This window comes from Nocardioides sp. NPDC127514 (assembly GCF_040302125.1).
Classification (GTDB): Bacteria; Actinomycetota; Actinomycetes; order Propionibacteriales; family Nocardioidaceae; genus Nocardioides.
This window is the reverse complement of record NZ_JBEORF010000035.1, coordinates 22,620-41,977: the sequence shown is the minus strand read 5'-3', so window position 1 is coordinate 41,977 and position 19,358 is coordinate 22,620. Positions and strand designations below refer to the sequence as shown.

Sequence of the window (19,358 nt, the reverse complement as noted above, 5' to 3'; positions counted from 1 at the left end):
CTTCACAACCGTGTGAAGGGTGGCCTACGGTGGCCAGCGGCGTTTGACGCCGCCATCTAATGAAATCGCGGGAGAGGGCAAAGATCGATGACTGATTTCGGGGCAACCTACGACGAGATGACCGGCACTGCCGACAAGCTCGACCAGGGCAAGGACACGATCGAATCGGCGCTTGACGAGTGCCAGGGTTACGTCGACGAGCTCGTTCAGGACGGGTTCAAGACGGAGAAGGCGTCGGGCAAGTTCCAGGACGGCTACACCGAGATGACCACCGGCCTCAAGGACGCCATCGCTGGTGTCGAGGACATGGCTCAGGCTCTGCGTGACATGGCGACCGCCATCCAGGACCTGGACTCGCAGCTCGCCGGCGGCTGAGCAGCAGCATTGGTCAACATGGTGGGCCGGCATCTATCGGCCCACCATCACCTGTCTCGGTCAGGGGCCGCGGTGTCGACTCCCGCCAGGTGTGCTGCTGCCACCGCCTACACCGGGATGAGCTGAAACTTTACTTTCGAAGATGTTTAGAACCGGCCGTAGCGGGTAGGACTACCGCGACGACGTTGATTGCCTGGATCTCGGACCACCACGCTCGGGATGACGGTGTCGGCTCGTCGGTTCACGCATCACGACAGTGTGATGCGTGAGTGATGGTGACGAACGGCGCCGCAATCGGGTGTCGTGTAATGAAAATTGCGGGAAAGGCAATGATCGATGAGTGACTTCGGGGCAACCTACGACGAGATGACCGGCACCGCCGACAAGCTCGACCAGGGCAAGGACACGATCGAGTCCGCGCTTGACGAGTGCCAGGGTTACGTCGACGAGCTCGTTCAGGACGGGTTCAAGACCGAGAAGGCGTCGGGCAAGTTCCAGGACGGCTACACCGAGATGACCACCGGCCTCAAGGACGCCATTGCTGGTGTTGAGGACATGGCCCAGGCTCTGCGTGACATGGCGACCGCCATCCAGGACCTGGACTCGCAGCTCGCCGGCGGCTGATTCGCCGAGTTTCTATGGTGGGGCGCAGGCGATCGCGTCTGCGCCCTGCCATAGACACGCACCTCGCACGTGGCAACTGTTTCGTCTAGGGAGAAGCAGGCATTTCTGTATGGACTTTTACATTGACCTCGGCCAACTGAACACCGTCAAGGACGAGCTCGGCAAGATCACCAAGGAGTTCGAGGACGCAGAGGACAGAGCGGACGACCTCGAGGACGCGATCGGCGACCCCTATGGGCGCAACGAGTTGCGCGAGGCCGCGGAAGACTTCGAGGACCGGTGGAACCATAAGCGCGATGAGCTCAAGGACAGTCTCGATGACGTCCTCGAGCACATCAAGGGCGTGATCGAGAACGTGGAGAAGTGGGACGCTGACACCGCCATCCAGTTGTCCGCTCCCGAGGTCAAGGCCGAGAAGGCCGGGGCCTAGGCCGGCAGAGCGGTAGGAGACGACAGTGACATTTATGGAAGCGTCCCCTAAGGGACGCACGATCAGGCCGGTCGACGGTGAGCCGGGGCCGATCAGCAAGCGCGGTCTGAAGATCGAAGAGCTCGGTGAAATGATGCTCAACAGCGCGCTTGTGCTGCAGAACATTGCCGACAACGCCTTGGGCGGTGACTCCATGAAGGGCAAGGCCATCAACGCCCTTCGTGAATCGATCGGTGACTCCCACGAGACGCTCAAGCAAGCGGGGGAACTCTACAAGCCGGTCGGTCCGGTGATCAAAGCCTACGGGGATGCTCTCGAGGACATTCAGCCGAAGATCCAGACGGCTGTGAACGAGGCGCAGGACCGATACAGCCACTACGTCTCCCTGCCTGGCGACAAAGATGACAGCCAGACCGAGGAAGAGGGCGGTCTGCTCGGAATCGGCGGCACCGATAAGGAAGAGGCGGCCGAGAACCAGGCGAAGGCTCAGGCCTACCAGGACTTCGTTGAGAAGGCGACCGAGTTCGACGCCCACTACGACACCTGGGAAGAAGCCTTCGAGACGGCAGCAAACGGTATTGAGGACAAGACAGCAGGGAGCATCGAGGACAGCGCCTGGTCAGACTGGGCCGATGTCCTGAAGGTCGTAGGGACGATCGTTGCGATCGCCGCCCTGTTCACCGGGATCGGCGCCCTCGTGTGGCTCGGTGTCGCAATCGGAATTGCCGCCACGGCGGTGACCGCGATGCAGATGGCGAATGGTGAGGCCAACTGGGGAGATCTGGTACTAGCTGCGTTGACCGTCGTACCGGTCGGGAAGCTCGGGAACCTGTCGAAGTTCGGCCACGGCACGAAGTTGGGCAGTTTCTCTGCCTTCAAGGGAATGTTCTCGGGCTCAAGCGCCATCGGAAAGCCACTGCTGAGCATCACCGACGAGAGCATCATCGGTGCATGGCGAGCCGGCGGCGGACTGAGCGCGGTTGGGAAGTTCTTGGCCACAGGTAGCCGTGGAGGGCTCACCGGCTTGGTCGACGACAATCTTCGCATGTACACGTCGAGCCAATTGTCCTTCGGTCTCGCCGAACGTGTGGCACATATGGGGATCGTGCAGGGCGTCTCGACCGGCATCGGCAACCTGAATTCCCTCAACGGGTGGGTCGGAAACCTTGGGATGCCCAACATCAAGCTGCCTGAAGCGCTCGATCAAGGCTTGGGCGTGGTCTTCTGATGACGGTGACCCACGCTGCTGATCAGATCTGGACGGTGCGAGGGCTGGACGAATTCTCGGCCCCTGGCTGGTTCCCGGTTCGAGCCGATATGCCGACAGCGGAGAGGGCCGAGTGGGTGCGGCAGGCTGAATCGGCGCTGGCAACCGTTGTCGGCGTGGAGCGCTGGGACGGCGCGCCGACCTCTCCTGACGATGTGCGCGAGCTCCTCGGTCGAGCATTCGAGGAGGTGCAGCTCATGGATGCTGCGGCAACCTTCCAGGTCTGGCCCGTCCTGGGCCCGGTAGCCGTGATGTGCCGGGTGATGCTCCTGACGAGTGACTCGGTTCCGAGATGGGAGCGGAGGGACGGCGCTGCCCTGCAAGTGATCGAGAGCAAGCACCTCGGCGTCGGTCTTCAGTTCACGCCTCGGACGCGCGTCGAGTCAGAGGATGGCGCCACTGACATCCAGGCGATCGACCTGATCTTCGATGACGGCACTGCGGCCATCGTGCTGACGGTAGAACCCACCTTTGGGCCCGTGCTCGCCAACGTCCTCCCGGGACTGCAGACGCTCATGGACACGATCTGGGTCGAGCGACCTGGCGGGTCCGTCTTTGCTGGGGTTGTGCCTGACGGCATGACCGAGGATTCGTGGGAGGTCGAGACTTCATGAGTTCGATGGGATTGCGCGAACAGCTCGGTATGTCGAAGGACCCCGACTTCGTGATCGATGTTCCAGAGGGATGGTCCAGACGAGACGTCACCTCCGACAGCATGGATTCGATGCTGGAGAGTCTGAAGACGCAGTTCATGCGGGCTCATCAGCCAGCGATGTACGCCAGTATGAAGCGCCTCGTCGGCGAGGCGTTCGACGGCATGAAGCAGAGCGGTGCAGTCGGCTTCTACGCTCCGGTGGATGCTCCGGAAGGCACGTTCCTCATGCCAGCATCGATCATCGTCAGGATCAAGCGGGCGGACGGGGGAGCGTCGCTCGACGCCTACGTCCGGACGCTGATCGATCAGCGAGGTGCAGAGAAGCTTTTCGGTGATCCGCGAACGCTTCGTTTTGAAGAGAGAGCGGTCGTTCGTGTCGAAGGTCAGGAATTCATCAACAACTCGGTCACATACTTGAGCCCGATTCCAGGTAGTTCGCGCAAGCGGGCCGTTGAGTTCGTGGCCTCGCTCGTCAGCCTTCCTCAAGACGAGAACCAGGAATGGCTCGCCGCACAAAAGTCGCTGATAGATCTTTGCATCGCCTCGCTTCGCTGGAGAGAATCCAAGAATTGAAAACGGAAAGTCGAAACGTGCAGTATCGAAAAGTTCAGAAGAAGGTCGGCCAGTGGTTGTCCATCTGGTGCATTGTCTTCGGGTTGCTGCACGTGCTGTGGATCCAGTCCTTCACCGTGACCGTGGTGCCGTCCGTCTCGGGGCTTGACACCCCAGATGCTCCTACCGTCATCCTGAGCATCGGGTTCGGAGTGCTGTTGCTCTTTGCTGGTTGGTTGACGGCAAACCTGTCTGACGGCCAGCCATCCGTCATCGTGGGTCGCGGGGCTGCGGTGAAGCGCGCGATCCTGCTGGTCCTTTCGCTTGGCGCGCTTGTCCGGGTCGTGATCGGAGTACCGAGCCTCGGTGAAGGCTCGCTGATGACGACTGTGGCGGAGTTCTGGTTCTTGATCGCCGGTGTCGCCGGATTGGTATTGTGGTTCGCGCTGATTGGGCGTAAGCGCGAGCTCCAGAGCTAGGACCATCGGCGCAGGCAGTTGAGCCGGGTCCGGAGCTGTTGGCATTGTGCGCGGGTGGCCTCGGCCTCATCTTGGTGATCCTCTAGCTCGTCTCCAAGCCGCGGAGACGTACGGGTGCGGGTGTGCCCAGGGGTGATGGGCACATCGACGCATCAGCGCCGCCCGCGAGCAGGTTCTCGACGTGCTCAGCGAGCGGGGGATCGTGGAGCTCACCTTGGATCAGCGTCATCGGATGTGGCGAATGCGCGTCGGAACGTGGCACAAGTTCGATGCGCAGGGCCGCGTGTAACCTCACAATCTTCATCATCTATCTAGCAAAGGGTTCACGTGGGATCAGAACGAGCGAAAAGTGCTGACCTGGACGCCGCCCCGGAGGCCGCGTTTCGGGCGGCCCTTGGTGTCGCGCAGCACGAGAAGAAATACGAGATCAGAGCGGTGCACAATGAAGGCCAGGCTCTGATCATCAGGCAGAAGACAAAGGCCTTGTCGTGGCCGAAGGTCATCATGCTTCGAGTCCACCAGAACGGGTCGGGGTCGTCGGTCAACGTGTTGGTCCAGAATATTCCGGGCGGCCCAACTGCTCTGCTTGACGGTGTCTTCAACGGCAAGATTGCGGAAAAGTACCTCACTGGTATCCGAGGTGTGTTGGACGGGACGATCACCGCGCCGGCGACCGCACTGTCGTCTCACTACGTTCGTGACGACGGCTCCGAGGTCCCGTGGGACAACCCGGACGAACTCCCCGAGTTCTGAGGCCCGGCAACGCCTTGACCCGGCAGTGACAGATTGGCCTGTCGTGCGATCGGGGTACGGTCCGCGCGTGTAGGGTGACGGCCTGGTTCTGGCCGCTCGTATCGCCGTGGCTCGTCGCCTTCGCGGGATATCTCGGATGGGTCGCGACGGTCGCATCGGTGACCCTGCGGATGCCGCTGACGGGCGAGAACGAGAACTGTGTATGAAGATGACAACGAAGCCGTTATTGCGCTTCACAAGTTTGTGAAGCGTGGCCTACGGTGACCAGCGGCTGCCCAATGGGGCACCGTGTAATGAAATCGCGGGAAAGGCAATGATCGATGAGTGACTTCGGGGCAACATACGACGAGATGACCGGCACCGCCGACAAGCTCGACCAGGGCAAGGACACCATTGAGTCCGCGCTTGACGAGTGCCAGGGCTACGTCGACGAGCTCGTTCAGGACGGGTTCAAGACGGAGAAGGCGTCCGGTAAGTTCCAGGACGGCTACACGGAGATGACGACCGGTCTGAAGGACGCCATTGCTGGTGTCGAGGACATGGCTCAGGCTCTGCGTGACATGGCCACGGCGATCCAGGACCTGGACAGCCAGCTCGCCGGCGGCTGATCCATTCGCTTGGTTGGGCGGGGCGACGCGAGAGCGATCGCCCCGCCCGAAGCGACATTTCGGCAACTTTTGACCGGGCAGATTGACGAAGATCGAAGGGGAGCGCGGTGGCGGACGTCAAGATCAAGATCGAGACACTCTCGAGAATCGCGACGCAGTTGGACTCGATCGTGAGCGAGTTCGAGAATGCGACGAGCCAGTCGGAAGCGCTCGAGGCGGACATCGGCAACCCGTACGGCCGCGGCGACCTCCGAGACAAGGCGCAGGACTTCGAGGAGCGCTGGGATGACAAGCGTGACGAACTCAAGGACAGCCTGAAGGAGCTCCACGAGCACGTCAAAGGCGTAGTCGACGGTTTCGAGAACTGGGACAGCGAGACCGCTCTTCAGTTCCAGACCAAGTAGGACGTCCACCCGGCCCGCGACGCGGCGCCCGTGTGCAACGGACGATTCAGGACACCTGACGGGCTCGACGAAGGAGCACATGAGCCATGGATTCATCCCCTAAGGGCAGAGAGATCAAGACCGTCGAGGGCAACCCCTCGGGCATCATCGAGCGCGGCGACGCCATCGAGCGTCTGGGCGAGATGATGAAGTCCTGTTACGAAGAGCTGAAGAAGATCTCCGAGCATGATCTCGCCAACGGCGAGATGGACGGCAAGGCCATCGAAAAGCTTCAGGACAAGATCGGCGACTCCTACAAGACGCTCGAAGAGGCCAGCGCGCTCTACACGCCGGTGGGCCCGATCATCGCGAAGTACGGTGAAGAGCTTCAGCAGTGGCAGCCGCTGATCAGGTCACAGGTCGACACCTGCCAGGACCTGTGGGCCAAGTTCGACAGCATGGAGGGTGCGCCGAACCACCTTCCGGGCGCAGGTCCGAAGGAGGGCAGCCCGGAGGCGCAGCAGGAGGAAGACGCCGAGGAGGCGAAGGATCAGGCCCGCAAGGACTGGGAGAACGCCGCCGAGACCTGGGACGGCTACTACGACTCCTGGGAGGACGCGTACGACGCTGCCGTCAGCGGTATCGGCAACGAGATGTCCGGCAAGATCGAGGACGGCTTCTGGGAGGTCCTCGATGACATCATCGCTGTCCTCGAGATCGTTGCGATGGTGCTCTTCGTGGCGGCTCTGTTCATCGCCGGACCACTCGCGGCCATCGCGATGGCGGTATCGGCGCTGGTTCTCCTCGCGAAGACCATCCAGTTCTGTGCCGGAAAGTGCTCGCTCGTCGACCTCGGACTGGCGGTTCTCGACGTCGTACCGTTCGGCAAGTTCGGAAAGATGGCCGATGCGGTCACCGCCCTGGGCGACGCGACCAAGTTCGCCAAGTTCTCGGCTGCGTACAAGGCTGCGGGTGGCGTCGGAGACGCCGTCAAGTTCAAGGCCTTTCCGGACATCATGACCAGCCTTCACGCCGGTCTCGACGTCGGTGACTTCACGCGTATCAGCTCGTACAGCAAGATGTGGGCGTCGGCCGGCGACATCCAGGGGGCGTTGGCGAAGCAGGCCAACTCCTTCTACAGCACGGTGAACACGATCCAGGGCCTGCCCGACTCGGCCGTCGACATCTTCGCCTGAGCGATCGATCTTCCATACTGACGTGTGCTGCTCGGAGCTTGTAATCAAATCGGAGGACGACCGTGGTCGGAACGTGGCGAGCTGAAGGAATCCACCCACAACGTGAATGGACGCTGGTTCCCAGTGAACTGGGAGAGGGCGCCGACGCGTGGGTGTCGACCGAGTGTGCCCGCGTCCGCGAGTGGTTCGGCAACAATGCGAGCCGGCGGTCGGACGAGGACGTACGCCGCATCCTGACGGATTCCCTTGCCAGCCTCGGTGAGCCGGGCAGGCTGGTCACCATGCTTCACTGGCCGATGACGGTTCCGATCGTCAGCCGCGTCAGAGTGGTCCTTGCCGAGGCTGGTGACCTCGACGTCAATGCCTGGGAGAAGTCGGGTTTCGACGTCGACGAGTGCATCGGTGCGGCGATCGGTCCCGGCATCAAGTGCGTCGCATCGCGGGACGAGAGCATCGACGGACATGACCTACACCTGTCCACCGCGGTCTATGCCTTCAGCGGCGACGCTGGTGGTGTGGGACTGATCGTGGAGTCCGGTCTGCCGTTGGCGTTCCAGCTCACGATCACTCAGATGCCGATCATTCTCTCGAGCCTTTCTCTCCTCGACCCCGACGGTCGTCCCTTCGAGGCCAGTCCGGTTCCGGGTCTCACACGAAACCAAGTTGACGAATGGGAGCACGTTTCCAATGCCTAAGGCGGCAGCGATCGATCCAGGAAACTGGGCAACGGTGCACAGCAACTTCGATCGCTTCGACATCAACGAGCTGAATCGAGTCGTTCTGGACTACGCGCAGATCGAGCTGGAGTCAGCCGAGAGGAAGCGTCGCCGCTCGGGTGCGGCGAACCTTGCTGCCAAGCTGATGTACTGGATCGCGCTCATCGGTCTGGCCGGACCGCTGTTCGCCGTGGCGATCTTTGCCAGTGGCGGAGGTGCGAGGAAGCTCTCCGAAGACTTCTCGCCGGGTTTCGAGGTCCCGTGCGTCTACATCGGATGCGCGCTCGGGTTCCTTGCTCTGCTCTACCACTTCGTGCCGTGGGTCCGGTCGACTCATCGGCAGTGGGATCGGTCCCTGTTCGGGTTCTCGGTCTTCGTGTTGGTCTCGACCGTCCTCCTCCTGGTCCTGATCCTCATGAGCGACCCGGAGGCATATCCGCGGTTTCCCCTCGTGATGGCGCCGTTGTTGCTGCTGGTGTTCGGGATCTCGGCGATCGTCGCGGAGTTCCGGCTCTACTCGAAGGAGAAGCCACCCGCGGTCGACGTCAACGCACTGACCTCGGACGAGATGGAGGTGCTTCTCGCCTTGAGACGTCAGGCGCTGACCACGCTTCGCTCCCGTTCGATCGTGTCCTACGAAGAATTCGATGCACTGAACAGCAGTCCGCTGACTGCGAGTGCTGACGGAAAGGCTTGACGTGTCAGGAATCGGCGCAGGCTCGTTGCGGGAGATGCTGGGTGCCAGCAAGGACCCGGAGTTTCACCTGAAGCTTCTCGACGGTTGGGAGCGTCACGTCCCGGACGCCTCTGACCGGGAAGCGATCGACGCCGAGATGAAGCGGCGCTGCATGGACGCCAACCGGCCCGATCTGCACGCGCACCTTCGGCTGCAGATGGATCAGGCGTTCTCCCTGATGAAGCAGCAGAATGTGATCGCCTACTTCGCGCCCACCGGGGCGCCGACGGGCGACGTCTACATCCCGGGTTCGATGTTCGCCACCATCCGGCGCGCCCCCAACGGCGAGAGCCTCGATGGCTATGTGACACATGCGATCCAGGCGTACGACGCCAAGCCGCTCTTCGGTGACAAGCGGTTCATCCGCTTCGAACGGGAGTCGACGAAGGAGCTCCAAGGCGGCTCGATCGTCATGACCTCGATGGTGTACGTGACACCGATCCCAGGCTCGAATCACCGCCGAGGCCTGCAGCTGACGGCGTCGGTCGCGCGGCCGGTGGAGATGGCGGCGACCGACCCGGTGTTCGTGGGTTGGAAGACGGCGTTCGACGTGTGTGTCTCGACGCTTCGCTGGGCGCCGCCGGCGGCATAGTCGCGACGAGTTGACCGATCTCGGGTTGGAGTACAGATGGCCCCGCCGAAGGTACTGATGCAGTGGGCTCGCAAGTCCGATGAGGCCCGTGCGGAGTGGGCTCGCGAAGCGGTTGACGGGTGGGCGCGTACGGAGCGGTTCTCGCAGCCGTTCAGCTGGGGTGAGGCCGAGGCCGCGGTGTTGGCGCGGAGCTACCCGCCGCTGCCGGGCCGGTTCCTGCTGAACGCCGTCGGTTCTGTGGCCATGGGGCTGCTCGCGCTCATCGCTCTTCCACTTTTCGGTTCGTCCGTACTGGGGTTGGTGCTGGTTGCGCTGGCCAGCCGTCAGGAGACGGGTGCGGAGGGGCTGTTGTGGCTGGCTCGGATCGCCTTCGCCGCTGCCATTCTCGTCGTCGGCACGGGGCTGTCTGCCTGGTGGCAGACGCGACGGCGCAGCGCGGTCGGCGTTGCTTCGGCCGCGGTCACCGCGGTCGCGTCATCGGCGACGTACGTGCTGCTACTGGTCGTGGACCTCCCTGCGATGCCGTGGCTGTCGATCCTGGTGCTTGGCGCGGGGATCTTGGGGCTGGCCAATCTGGTCCTGGAGCTGGCGTCCAAGCCGGAGGGCGGGGCAAAGAGCCGGAAGCCACCGCGGCGTGGGCCGCGAAGCTCGAGCAAACGACAGCGGGCCGGCGTCGCACGAGACCGCCTCCTCGACGTACTCATCCATCGTCGTCTGGTCGATGTCGACGAAGGCGACCGCATTCGACTTCGGGAGATGCCACTGGGTTACTGGTCCGAGCTCGATGGGCTCGACGAACGGGAGTGGCGTCGGGTGCTCGAGTATCGCCACGTGGGGTGGCGGGAGTTCGATGAGAACGACAGGTAGGTGTGAACGCTAGGCCGATATCAGGCCGAGGGAGGCGAGGATGACGAAGATGCCGCCTCCGCCGAGCAGGATGAACACGGCGCCGTAGTTGATGATGCGACCGACGACGGATCCGCCGGCGACGGTGTCGCTCGAGCTCGGGTCGTCGGGGGCGTACATGATCTCGATGACTTCGCCGACCGTCGGGCCGTGCAGGTGGTCGACCTCGCCGACGTGCTGGATGCCAGCAGCGTCACGGTATTCGTAGCGGGCCTCGTAGGACGTCTCGGTCGTGGTCGTCCCGGTGGCTGACGAACTGTGCTTCGTCTTCCGTACGTGGCGGATCGTCGCCTGCGCCCGTGGCCAGGTCGCGAGGCGGCGCCAGCGGCGGATCAGGTACCAGGCGAGCCAGGCTGGGAGGACAAGCATCGCGATGCCGATGAGGAGAGCGGCGACGGCGCCAAGGACCATGATCACTCCGTTCCCGAGATTGAACGCCCTCACCCTAGCCGCGAAGGCTGGGAGCCTGGCCGGGGCGGTGGGGTGCAGCCGGGGCTGTGCGCGTACCGTATCCCCGCTCGGAATCTCGGGGGCCTCCGCTGTGGCGCCTTCTGACTCATCTACTGACGACGGGATGTGTGCGTTGACTCGACGTGTGACGGCGATGGCGGTGGCCTCGGCGGCTGTGCTCTCCGGATGCCAGATCGGCCCACCCCCGAAGGACTTCGCGACCGGGGATGCGGTTCTGGCGCTGCGGGTCCACGAGGGCGGCGAGGACTCCAGCTACCTCGTGCTGGTCTCCCCGAAGGGGCAGACGCGTGCGTTCGAGCTCGACCGGGTCGAGGGCGCCCAGATCTCCTGGACGGAGAACGGGATCACCACGTCCGACCGGAGCCACGACTACGTGATCGATGAGACCGGGTTGACCGCGAACGAGCGGACGAGCGGTGGGAACGAGCACGAGACGCAGCATGAGTGGTACCGAGTGCCGGTCGGGGCGGGGACGTTGGTCGGGTTCAGCCCCGAGGACGGGTCCAAGGATCCGTTCGTGACGTACATCGACGGAGAGAGCGGCAAGGCGACGACGCGGGTTTCTCCGTACGGTCAGACGTCTACTGCCGCCGTGTGCGGCGAACGTGTCTTCTCCTCGGGACGAGGCACCGACACCAAGGCCTTCGAGGACGACACCGAGTCCCTCCCGGAGAGCCAGTGGGACCGTGCCGCGTTGACGTCCGCCTACCCGCACGACGGTGCGGACATCCTGAGCACCGTGGAGCCCTCGGCCTTCCCCGGCACCACGTCGCCCTGTGTCGACGGCATCGTCTACGAGGGGTGGGAGAACGACGATGACCAGCACTTCGTGCGCGTCTGGAACACCGCGAAGGGGACGCCCGCGGAGCAGGTTGCCGCCGATCACGAGATCGTCTATCCGGCGGATGACGACTCGTCGCGCATCGGCGGACCACATCGGGTGACGGTCTCGGACGGTCAGCTCTTCTGGGTCGTCGACAACACGATGTGGAGCGCGCCGGTGCCGACCACCGGGACGGCGCCGGTCCAGGCGCGTGAGGTCGGTTATCTGGAGGGGTACGTCGGGATGGACGCCGAGGTGATGACGTACGCGTCGAGTGCGGTCTACACGGTCGCCAACGACACTGATCTCCACGAGCGCAAGTGGTCCAGGTCCCGGCGCAGCGATCGCGTCTGGACGGAACTGACGGAGCTGAGCCTGCTGCGTACGGATCTGGCGAGCTGGAAGACATCCGTGGCGCTCGACGTGGATCTGGAGGACGTCGACTTCCCGACCAAGGACGTCCAGGTCACCGCACTGGCCATCAACCCGGAGTGGCTGGCCGAGAACGAGAAGTAGACAGCACCGGCGATGTTGCGAAGGTCACTGCGCGACACGCCGAAGTAAAGAACGACCGGCAAGGCTTCGAGTTGCCAGGGTGACGCCGTACCTCTCGATCTCGGGAACATTCACTGTTGAAAGGGACCCTTCTCATGCGCACTCGCACCACCGTCCGGACCTGTCGATCGGCCGCCGCCGGCCTCAGCCTCGGCCTCGCGCTCGCATTGACCGGGTGCGGCTCCGAGGCGACCGACTCCGACGCAGACACTGCGGCCGAGGTCGAGTCCAGCGCGCCGGCCTCCGAGTCTCCGTCCGCAGCACCAGCGGGTGAGGAGAAGGAGGTCAAGATCGGGAAGACGCTCAAGGACCCCGACATGGGCGACACGATCGAGGTCATCTCCGCGGTCCGGGACTTCCCGTCGACGGAGGAGGCCGACCTGATCGCCGAGGGCGGAGAGGTCGTGCTGCTCCAGGTGAAGATCAAGCCCGGCACGGAGTACGGCGGTCGCATCTCGGACGGGAACTTCGAGATCTCCTGGGACAAGGGTGCCGACTTCGAGAGCGCCGACACCCGCCTGATGACCGAGGAGCTGACCGCTGCGAAGCGTACGCCGCTCGAGGACGTGCAGCGTCGCGACGGTGGCGAGCACACCGGCTGGATCGCCTTCCAGGTCGAGGAGAAGGCTGACACGTACCTCATCGAGTACGAGCGCGACGGCGCGAAGGTGATCGGCTCGGACAAGACCATCGCCGAGTTCACGGAGCAGGTGGAGATCCCCGCCTCGTGAGGTGATGACGCCGCGGGAGCGGAGACCCGCCATGTCGATGGCAGGTCTCCGCTCAGGCTCGTTAGGATCTGGGCGTCCGTTGTCTCGGAGAGGGGACTTGAAGGTGCATCCTGGGGCACGTCGTCGAGCGGGACTCGTTTCCGTTGCCAGCCTGGCGCTTGTCGCCACCGCCTGTTCGGGTGACCTCCCCGCCTCGGTCGAGGAGGGTTCTGAGGTCGCCGTCGCGTGGACGGGGTCCTTGACGAGCACCAACCCGGCGAGCGCGGCGAGCGTGACCGACGGAAACCTCGACATCGCCTCGCTGACCCGCGGAGCCTTCGGCACCCTGGTCAACGACACCGTCGAGATGGACGAGACCTTCGGCAAGGTCACCATGGAGGGCGACAAGCAGGCGCGGGTGCGCTACGACCTGGCCGAGCCGACCTGGTCCGACGGGGTGCCGATCGACACCGCCGACCTCATGCTCGCCTGGGCCGCGACCTCGGGCTACTTCCGCACCCCGAAGGAGGGGAGCCCGGACGGCACGGTCGACTTCGGTGCGGTGCCGACCGGTCTGACCAAGAGCGCCTACATCCCCGAGGTCGACGAGGGCGCCCGCGCCATCGAGGTCCCGCTGGTGGTGCCTGTGGTCGACTGGCGTACGGCCCTGGACGTCGCCGTGCCGGCGCACGTCGTCGGGCAGAAGGCCCTGAAGATCGAGGACCCGATCGAGGCCAAGGAGGTCGTCGAGACCGCGATCGAGGAGTCCGACACCGCCAAGCTCACCAAGATCGCGGAGGCGTGGAACTCGTCCTTCACCATCGCCGAGAACGGCAAGGCGTCCGAGGAGGCGCTGCTCTCCAGCGGCCCCTACCGGGTCTCGAAGATCTCGGCCGGCGAGGGCGGCCAGGAGGTCGACCTGGAGGCCAACCCGGAATACGCGGGTGAGGCCAGGCCGACCTACGAGCAGGTACGCCTCACCCCGGCCGGCTCCGACGCCCTGAACAGCCTGGGGGAGAAGGTCGACGTCGTCCAGGTCACCCCGACCAAGGCCAACCGGAAGCAGGTGCGTGACCTCGAGCGCCGCGACTACGCCGTCGAGAACGCCAACGACGGCACCATGTGGGCGCTGATCCTCCGCAGCGACCGGGGTCTGTTCAAGCGCAAGGACACGCGCACGGCCTATCTGCGGGCAGTGCCCCGCGGCGACATCGCCGAGGGCGGCGCGGGCGAGTGGGCCGAGGCGTACGAAGCCACCGACGTCGTGCTGTTCCCGCCGGGTGGCGAGGGCTACCAGATCGCGACCGAGGACTCCGGGTTCTCCACGAAGTTCAAGGCCTCCGAGGATGCGGCGGCCCCGCGTGGCGCCAAGGTGTGCATCTCCTACGACACGTCGAGCGCGTTCGCCTCAGGTGCCTACGACACCATCTCGAACGTCGTGGACGACGAGGGCTGGGGCACCACCGACTGTGGTGTGTCCTCGGCCGACAAGGTGATCTCCGGCAACAAGTGGGACGCTGCGCTCGTCCGGATCCCGGTGCCGCAGACGCCGGAGGAGATCTCGGCGCAGTGGGGCAGCAAGGGCAGCCAGAACGCGACCGGCGGCGGCGACCGCGAGCGCGACCGCCTCATCAGCGAGCTGGCCCGCACCGCGGATCCCTACGAGGCTCGCGACGTACGCGTCCAGATCGAGAAGACGCTGGTCCGGGATTCGATCGTCGTGCCGATCGTGATGAACCCGACGGTGACGGTGATCGACAAGAAGGTCGACAGCGTACGTCCCCGCTCCGGGCAGGTCGCACCGCTCGTCTCGACCGTCGTCGAATGGTCGCCGACCAAGAAGTAGGCGACTTTTAGCGCATTGGAGTGGTTGGGTTCCGCCACCCTTGAATAGGGTGCGGGCATGACGACGCTTCATCCCGGGGCAGTGTTCGGCCACTACCGCCTGGATCGCATTCTTGGTGAGGGTGGAATGGGCGTGGTCTATGACGCCTTCGACACCAAGCTCGAACGGCAGGTCGCCCTGAAGATGGTGCATGCCCACCTCGCCGACCGACAGTTCATCGACATGTTCATCCGCGAGGGGCAGACCCTGGCGCAGATCAGGTCGCCCCACATCATCGCGATCTACGACATCGGCGAGCAGCACGGCAGCCCGTTCATCGTCACTCAGTTCATCAAGGGCGGTGATGTGACCGGACTCGTACGCAGCAACGGGCCGTTGGCGCCGCACTTGGCGTGCCTGGTGAACGCCCAGGTGGCGGGGGCGCTTCACGACGCCCACCAGGCGGGGATCATCCACCAGGACGTCAAGCCGTCGAACGTGCTCGTCCGCAACCCCGCGAGCCCTCTCGACCCGTTCGCGTACCTGTGCGACTTCGGGATCGCGACCTCGTCCTCCGACTCGCCTGCCGGCGGGATCACCGGCACCTGGAACTACCTGGCGCCCGAGTACATCCGCGACGAGCGGGACGCGCAGGGCCGGCCGATCTCGCCGGAGCCGTCGCGAGACATCTACGCGGCCGGCTGCATGCTGTGGTTCACGCTGACCGGCAAGATCCCCTACTCGGGTGCGGCCGTGCAGGTGGCGATGGCGCACCAGAACGCACCGATCCCGCAGTTCGTCGGCACCGACGAGTGGACCAGGGAAGCCAACCGGATCCTGCAGCTCTCGATGGCGAAGGACCGCCGGAGCCGCTACCAGAGCGCGGCGGTCTTCAAGGACGGCCTGCTGAAGCTGCGCGAGATCACCGCGCCCGCTCAGCTCGTGCCCGCGCCGTCGATGACCGACCCCAACCCGGCGCCGATCCTGGTCGCGGCCGTCCGGGCGCCGTCCGAGAGCGAGGCCATCCTGATCGAGGAGGCCGCGCGGCCGTCCAGGATCACCCCGCTGCGGGTCGGTGCGGCGATGGTCGGGGTGGCCGCCCTCGGGGTCGGTGGTGCGCTGGCGATCACCCAGCCCTGGGTCGAGCACGGGCCCGAGCCCATCGTGCCGACCGTCAAGGGCGCTGCGTACGCGGATGTGAACGGCGACAAGTTCGGGGACGTGGTCACCAATGTCCAGAACCCCGACGGCAAGGGTGTCGACGTGGTCACCTGGAAGTCCGACGGCCGCACGCTGACCCCGTCGAAGGCCGTCACGTACGACGACCCCGCGCTTCCGGAGGACAACGACGGGAGCGAGGTGTTCCCGCTCTGCGCCGACTTCACCGGCGATGGGAAGAACTCGTTGATCACCTTCGTACGGAGCGAGAAGGGCTTCAACTTCCACGGTGATCTGGAGGGATCCCTCAAGGCTCCCGCGGGGGTCGTCGAGCAGGGCAAGAAGATGGCTGGGTCGACGTTCTACTACGACCTGGGCACCGACGACTTCGATGGTGATGGCGTAGCCGATCTGTTCATGGCGACGACCTTCGGCAACCCGGACCCTGACCTCGACAGGCAAGGTAGAACGGTCGGGGACGGCGCCATCTGGGTCTATCGCGGCACGGGATCAGGGTTCGCGGAGCCGACGCAGTTCGCGGCCTATCCGGCTGAGGACAGGGAGCAGGTCGTGGTGGGTGAGTTCACCGGCGACGAGAAGGCCGACCTCGTGGTGCTGAAGCGAGTTCCGGGTGAACCTGAGAACAAGACGCTCACGACGGGGACTTCGGAGCTGGACCTCTACCAGGGGGATGGAGCGACCGTTGCCGCGGCCAAGTCGTTCCCCTTCAAGCACCAGGGAATCAGCTCGTTCCTCGCTGGTGACGTCGACGGCGACGGCCTGGACGAGATCGTCGTCGGGGAGTCCGGCCGAGGCGAGGGCCAGACGATCACGGTCGGGACCTTCACCGAGGACTTGGCCGAGTTCTCGATCGCCACGCGCGGAAAGCTCCCTAAACCACGCAACACCCTCAAGACCGTCAGCAGGTATCCCGTGACACTTGCCGATGTGAACGGGGACGGGCGGTCCGACGTCATTGCGGCCTCCCAGGACACCAGCGACAGCCCCTACACGTTCTATGTGGCGTTGGCCTCGAAGGAGGGCACGTTCCCAGGCCACGAGCTGGCGACGTGGAAGAACTCGCCGGAAGACGTGCGCCGCTACAACCTCATGGGAGGAACTCTCGGATGAGCGATTCCACAGGAATCCCTGACAACGACCCTCGCGGGCCCGAGCCCTCCTTCGAGCGCCCGCCCGTCGACGACCCCGACAAGACCACGATCCGGCCGCGGATCGCTCGACCCAGCGGGCCGACGAGTACGCCGCCTCCGCCGCCCCCACCCCCGCCGACCCGGACGCCACCCCCGCCACCCCCGGGGCCTCCGGCGCCTCCGGCACCCACGCAGGCGCCGACACTGGCGCCGACGCAGGTGCCGTCACAGCCCGCGCCGCCTCCACCGCCCGCGCAGCAGGACACCCCCGGGATGATCGGGCCCTACCGGCTCGAGCAGCAGGTGGCGTCCAACGACAGCGCGGTCGTCTACCGGGCGACCGACACCCGGCTCAACAGAGCGGTCGCCATCAAGGTGCTCCTCGGGCGGAGCGCCCGTGACCCCGAGTTCGTGTCCCGGTTCGACAAGCAGGCCACGTTGATGGCCAAGCTCGACTCGCCCCACATCATGGGTGTCTACACCAACGGCCGGACCGGCGACGGTGCTCCGTACCTGGTCTCGCAGTATGCCGACGGCGGCGATCTCGGCTCACTGCTGAAGGCTCGTGGTCGGCTCCCTGGCCCCATGGCCGCCGACATCTGCGCCCAGATCGCCGATGGCCTGGCGGCGATCCACTCGCCCGAGGTCGGGGTCGTGCACGGCGACGTGAAGCCGTCGAACATCCTGCTGCGTGACGGCAACAACCCGCCGTACGCCTATCTCTCGGACTTCGCGGCCGCGCGCGCCGACGACTCCGAGACGGCCCGGCCCGGCATCCATTCCGGCGCCTGGGACTATCTCGCGCCCGAACGCGCGATGGGTGCACCGGCCAGCCCGGCGACCGATCTCTACTCGCTGGGCTGCCTGTTCTACGAGCTGGTCACCGGCGAGGTGCCCTTCACCGGGGCGAACGACGTCGAGACGGCGATGGCCCACAGCTCCCAGCCGATCCCCACGTTGCCCGGAAGGGACGACTTCACGCTTCAGGCCAACGACCTGCTCTCCGGCCAGGGCGGCCTGCTCACGAAGGATCCGGCCGGACGGTCCAGCGACGCAGTTCGCGTCCGGGACCGGTTCGCGGCCATGGCGGGGCGCCAGATGGGGTTCGCCTCCGGCGCCACGGTCACCCTCAAACGCGCCAAGACCAAGTGGTGGGTTGCTGCAGGGGCGGCCGCGGCGGTCCTCGTCGCCGGTGGTGCCGCGCTCGGGATCACGCTCACGACCACGGAGAACACTCCGGCGAAGCCCAAGCCGGCCGTACGCGGCGACATCACCGGAGACCGGTTGGGCGACCTGGTGCTCGGCGCGCCGTTCGGCGACATCAACTACAACTGGGACACCAACGCCGCGACTCTGTTCGCCTCGACGGGCAAGGCGTTCAAGACCGGCACCGGCGAGGGCCTCCGCTTCGGCAACCTGCTCGGTGACCTGGACGCCGATGGGCGGGTCGACGTGGTGCAGCTGTCCGGCGTCGGATCGACGTTCAACGTCGAGTCGAACTCCAAGAACCAACCGGACGGCTCCATCCAGGTGCCTGCTTCGGGCAAGCGTCTGGCCATGTTCTGTGCCGACTTCAACGGTGACGGCCGCGACGACATCGGCATGATCTCCGTCGGCAACGGAACCAAGCTGCCCGCGGACGACGCCGAACTTGGAAAGCTCGAGGACCTGAAGTTCCACGTCACGGTCATGCTGAGCAAGGCCGACAACACCTGGGCCAAGAGCGCCGACTGGTACACCGGTCCCTGGAAGGGCACCACGTTCGACGTCAACTTCGAGGTCGGTGACCTCGATGGCGACAAGGGGGCCGACATCGTCATGGGCGCCAGGGAAACCTCCCCCGCCGCGGCGGTCCTGCTGATGAGCCAGGGCTCGAAGCTCACCAAGACCGAGCTCGACCTGCCCGGGCCCGACGGTGACCGGTCCGCCGAGACGCCGATCTTCGCCGACGTCACCGGTGACGGGAAGGACGAGATGATCACCCAGGAGGTCGCGGATCAGAAGTGGGTCTTCCGCGTCTACTCCTACGACCCCGAGGGCAAGAAGTTCGTGCACGAGCCGGTGTGGGACATCGACGACCCGGTCAGGAACGACGACGCCCTCAGTGGGTCTCAGATCCCCGCGGCGGCCGACGTCAACGGGGACGGCCGCGACGACCTGGTCAACCCGCTGCGCGCCGGTGACGGGGACTACGAGTATCTCAACAAGGCGTCGGTGATGATCTCCGGCAAGGACGGGTTCACCGTCGAGACCTGGGAGATGCCTGGCGCCGACCAGTTCGAGACCCACCCCCCGTTGCGCAAGGCGTCCAACAACAACGGGACCGGGACTCTCTAGATCACGACGGCAGCGGCCCGCGACCTGGATCAGGTCGCGGGCCGCTGTCTCGGTCG

The 19,358-nt window shown here is 65.0% G+C and carries 22 protein-coding genes; 20 read left to right on the top strand and 2 right to left on the bottom strand.

Features of this window, described 5'->3' with window-relative positions; translation table 11 throughout:
- Positions 1-87 precede the first annotated feature (87 nt).
- From ABTX24_RS24760 to ABTX24_RS24730, 7 genes are all read left to right on the top strand, one after another.
- Entirely contained in the window at positions 88-375 is a 288-nt protein-coding gene (locus ABTX24_RS24760) for a WXG100 family type VII secretion target (RefSeq protein WP_008356184.1), read from the top strand.
- Between the two features lie 336 nt (positions 376-711).
- Positions 712-999, top strand: coding sequence for a WXG100 family type VII secretion target (locus ABTX24_RS24755; RefSeq protein ID WP_008356172.1), 288 nt, complete (start codon positions 712-714; stop codon positions 997-999).
- Between the two features lie 109 nt (positions 1,000-1,108).
- Positions 1,109-1,429, top strand: coding sequence for a flagellar protein FlgN (locus ABTX24_RS24750; RefSeq protein ID WP_350843379.1), 321 nt, complete (start codon positions 1,109-1,111; stop codon positions 1,427-1,429).
- 34 nt (positions 1,430-1,463) lie between these two features.
- Positions 1,464-2,657 carry a hypothetical protein gene (locus tag ABTX24_RS24745; protein WP_350843377.1) on the top strand — a complete coding sequence of 398 codons (1,194 nt, stop codon included), beginning with the start codon at positions 1,464-1,466 and terminating at the stop codon, positions 2,655-2,657.
- On the top strand, positions 2,657-3,310 hold the full coding sequence (locus tag ABTX24_RS24740) for a hypothetical protein (protein ID WP_350843375.1): 654 nt from the start codon (positions 2,657-2,659) through the stop codon (positions 3,308-3,310). The genes ABTX24_RS24745 and ABTX24_RS24740 overlap by 1 nt, the downstream gene beginning before the upstream one ends.
- The gene (locus ABTX24_RS24735) at positions 3,307-3,924 is read left to right on the top strand and encodes a hypothetical protein (protein ID WP_350843373.1); all 618 of its coding nucleotides are present in this window, start codon (positions 3,307-3,309) and stop codon (positions 3,922-3,924) included. Before ABTX24_RS24740 ends, ABTX24_RS24735 begins: the two co-directional genes overlap by 4 nt.
- Positions 3,925-3,941: 17 nt before the next feature.
- Positions 3,942-4,382 carry a hypothetical protein gene (locus ABTX24_RS24730; RefSeq protein ID WP_350843372.1) on the top strand — a complete coding sequence of 147 codons (441 nt, stop codon included), beginning with the start codon at positions 3,942-3,944 and terminating at the stop codon, positions 4,380-4,382.
- A gap of 82 nt (positions 4,383-4,464) precedes the next feature.
- Here ABTX24_RS24730 and ABTX24_RS24725 read toward each other — a convergent pair whose 3' ends face one another.
- Positions 4,465-4,611: a hypothetical protein gene (locus ABTX24_RS24725; protein WP_350843370.1), complete on the bottom strand. Its 147-nt coding sequence runs from the start codon at positions 4,609-4,611 to the stop codon at positions 4,465-4,467.
- Positions 4,612-4,709: 98 nt separating this feature from the next.
- On the opposite strand from ABTX24_RS24725, the gene ABTX24_RS24720 reads away from it, so the two are divergent.
- The 8 genes from ABTX24_RS24720 to ABTX24_RS24685 all read left to right on the top strand — a co-directional run bounded on the left by ABTX24_RS24720 (position 4,710) and on the right by ABTX24_RS24685 (position 10,233).
- Positions 4,710-5,135, top strand: coding sequence for a hypothetical protein (locus ABTX24_RS24720; RefSeq protein ID WP_350843368.1), 426 nt, complete (start codon positions 4,710-4,712; stop codon positions 5,133-5,135).
- A gap of 320 nt (positions 5,136-5,455) precedes the next feature.
- Positions 5,456-5,743: a WXG100 family type VII secretion target gene (locus ABTX24_RS24715; protein WP_008356172.1), complete on the top strand. Its 288-nt coding sequence runs from the start codon at positions 5,456-5,458 to the stop codon at positions 5,741-5,743.
- A gap of 107 nt (positions 5,744-5,850) precedes the next feature.
- The gene (locus tag ABTX24_RS24710; protein WP_350719206.1) at positions 5,851-6,147 is read left to right on the top strand and encodes a flagellar protein FlgN; all 297 of its coding nucleotides are present in this window, start codon (positions 5,851-5,853) and stop codon (positions 6,145-6,147) included.
- 86 nt (positions 6,148-6,233) lie between these two features.
- The gene (locus ABTX24_RS24705; RefSeq protein ID WP_350843366.1) at positions 6,234-7,322 is read left to right on the top strand and encodes a hypothetical protein; all 1,089 of its coding nucleotides are present in this window, start codon (positions 6,234-6,236) and stop codon (positions 7,320-7,322) included.
- Positions 7,323-7,384: 62 nt separating this feature from the next.
- Positions 7,385-8,017 (top strand): hypothetical protein, encoded by a 633-nt coding sequence (locus ABTX24_RS24700; protein ID WP_350843364.1) that lies wholly within the window; start codon positions 7,385-7,387, stop codon positions 8,015-8,017.
- 34 nt (positions 8,018-8,051) lie between these two features.
- Complete coding sequence (locus ABTX24_RS24695; RefSeq protein ID WP_350843362.1) at positions 8,052-8,735, top strand: hypothetical protein; 684 nt, start codon at positions 8,052-8,054, stop codon at positions 8,733-8,735.
- Between the two features lies 1 nt (position 8,736).
- On the top strand, positions 8,737-9,366 hold the full coding sequence (locus ABTX24_RS24690) for a protein TPRXL (RefSeq protein ID WP_350843360.1): 630 nt from the start codon (positions 8,737-8,739) through the stop codon (positions 9,364-9,366).
- Between the two features lie 36 nt (positions 9,367-9,402).
- Positions 9,403-10,233 (top strand): hypothetical protein, encoded by an 831-nt coding sequence (locus ABTX24_RS24685; RefSeq protein WP_350843358.1) that lies wholly within the window; start codon positions 9,403-9,405, stop codon positions 10,231-10,233.
- A 9-nt stretch (positions 10,234-10,242) separates the two neighbouring features.
- Here the strand turns inward: ABTX24_RS24685 and ABTX24_RS24680 are convergent, their stop codons facing one another.
- A complete protein-coding gene (locus tag ABTX24_RS24680) occupies positions 10,243-10,683 on the bottom strand; it encodes a DUF3592 domain-containing protein (RefSeq protein ID WP_350843356.1) in 441 nt (146 codons plus the stop codon).
- Between the two features lie 172 nt (positions 10,684-10,855).
- Between ABTX24_RS24680 and ABTX24_RS24675 the strand changes: the two genes are divergently transcribed.
- From ABTX24_RS24675 to ABTX24_RS24655, 5 genes are all read left to right on the top strand, one after another.
- A complete protein-coding gene (locus ABTX24_RS24675; protein ID WP_350843354.1) occupies positions 10,856-12,082 on the top strand; it encodes a hypothetical protein in 1,227 nt (408 codons plus the stop codon).
- Between the two features lie 134 nt (positions 12,083-12,216).
- The gene (locus ABTX24_RS24670) at positions 12,217-12,852 is read left to right on the top strand and encodes a transcriptional regulator (protein ID WP_350843352.1); all 636 of its coding nucleotides are present in this window, start codon (positions 12,217-12,219) and stop codon (positions 12,850-12,852) included.
- A gap of 238 nt (positions 12,853-13,090) precedes the next feature.
- Positions 13,091-14,677: an ABC transporter substrate-binding protein gene (locus ABTX24_RS24665; RefSeq protein WP_350843350.1), complete on the top strand. Its 1,587-nt coding sequence runs from the start codon at positions 13,091-13,093 to the stop codon at positions 14,675-14,677.
- Between the two features lie 57 nt (positions 14,678-14,734).
- Positions 14,735-16,945 carry a protein kinase domain-containing protein gene (locus ABTX24_RS24660; RefSeq protein WP_350843348.1) on the top strand — a complete coding sequence of 737 codons (2,211 nt, stop codon included), beginning with the start codon at positions 14,735-14,737 and terminating at the stop codon, positions 16,943-16,945.
- Positions 16,942-19,302, top strand: coding sequence for a protein kinase domain-containing protein (locus ABTX24_RS24655; protein ID WP_350843346.1), 2,361 nt, complete (start codon positions 16,942-16,944; stop codon positions 19,300-19,302). Before ABTX24_RS24660 ends, ABTX24_RS24655 begins: the two co-directional genes overlap by 4 nt.
- Positions 19,303-19,358 lie beyond the last annotated feature (56 nt).

What these genes read in the sequence shown, in the direction of transcription:
- ABTX24_RS24735 (WP_350843373.1), top strand. Translation starts at nt 3,307, where the DNA reads ATGAGTTCGATGGGATTGCGCGAACAGCTCGGTATGTCGAAGGACCCC.
- ABTX24_RS24660 (WP_350843348.1), top strand. Translation starts at nt 14,735, where the DNA reads ATGACGACGCTTCATCCCGGGGCAGTGTTCGGCCACTACCGCCTGGAT.
- ABTX24_RS24680 (WP_350843356.1), bottom strand. Translation starts at nt 10,683, where the DNA reads ATGGTCCTTGGCGCCGTCGCCGCTCTCCTCATCGGCATCGCGATGCTT.
- ABTX24_RS24750 (WP_350843379.1), top strand. Translation starts at nt 1,109, where the DNA reads ATGGACTTTTACATTGACCTCGGCCAACTGAACACCGTCAAGGACGAG.
- ABTX24_RS24740 (WP_350843375.1), top strand. Translation starts at nt 2,657, where the DNA reads ATGACGGTGACCCACGCTGCTGATCAGATCTGGACGGTGCGAGGGCTG.
- ABTX24_RS24705 (WP_350843366.1), top strand. Translation starts at nt 6,234, where the DNA reads ATGGATTCATCCCCTAAGGGCAGAGAGATCAAGACCGTCGAGGGCAAC.
- ABTX24_RS24725 (WP_350843370.1), bottom strand. Translation starts at nt 4,611, where the DNA reads ATGACGCTGATCCAAGGTGAGCTCCACGATCCCCCGCTCGCTGAGCAC.
- ABTX24_RS24655 (WP_350843346.1), top strand. Translation starts at nt 16,942, where the DNA reads ATGAGCGATTCCACAGGAATCCCTGACAACGACCCTCGCGGGCCCGAG.
- ABTX24_RS24755 (WP_008356172.1), top strand. Translation starts at nt 712, where the DNA reads ATGAGTGACTTCGGGGCAACCTACGACGAGATGACCGGCACCGCCGAC.
- ABTX24_RS24715 (WP_008356172.1), top strand. Translation starts at nt 5,456, where the DNA reads ATGAGTGACTTCGGGGCAACATACGACGAGATGACCGGCACCGCCGAC.
- ABTX24_RS24685 (WP_350843358.1), top strand. Translation starts at nt 9,403, where the DNA reads ATGGCCCCGCCGAAGGTACTGATGCAGTGGGCTCGCAAGTCCGATGAG.
- ABTX24_RS24760 (WP_008356184.1), top strand. Translation starts at nt 88, where the DNA reads ATGACTGATTTCGGGGCAACCTACGACGAGATGACCGGCACTGCCGAC.
- ABTX24_RS24670 (WP_350843352.1), top strand. Translation starts at nt 12,217, where the DNA reads ATGCGCACTCGCACCACCGTCCGGACCTGTCGATCGGCCGCCGCCGGC.
- ABTX24_RS24745 (WP_350843377.1), top strand. Translation starts at nt 1,464, where the DNA reads ATGGAAGCGTCCCCTAAGGGACGCACGATCAGGCCGGTCGACGGTGAG.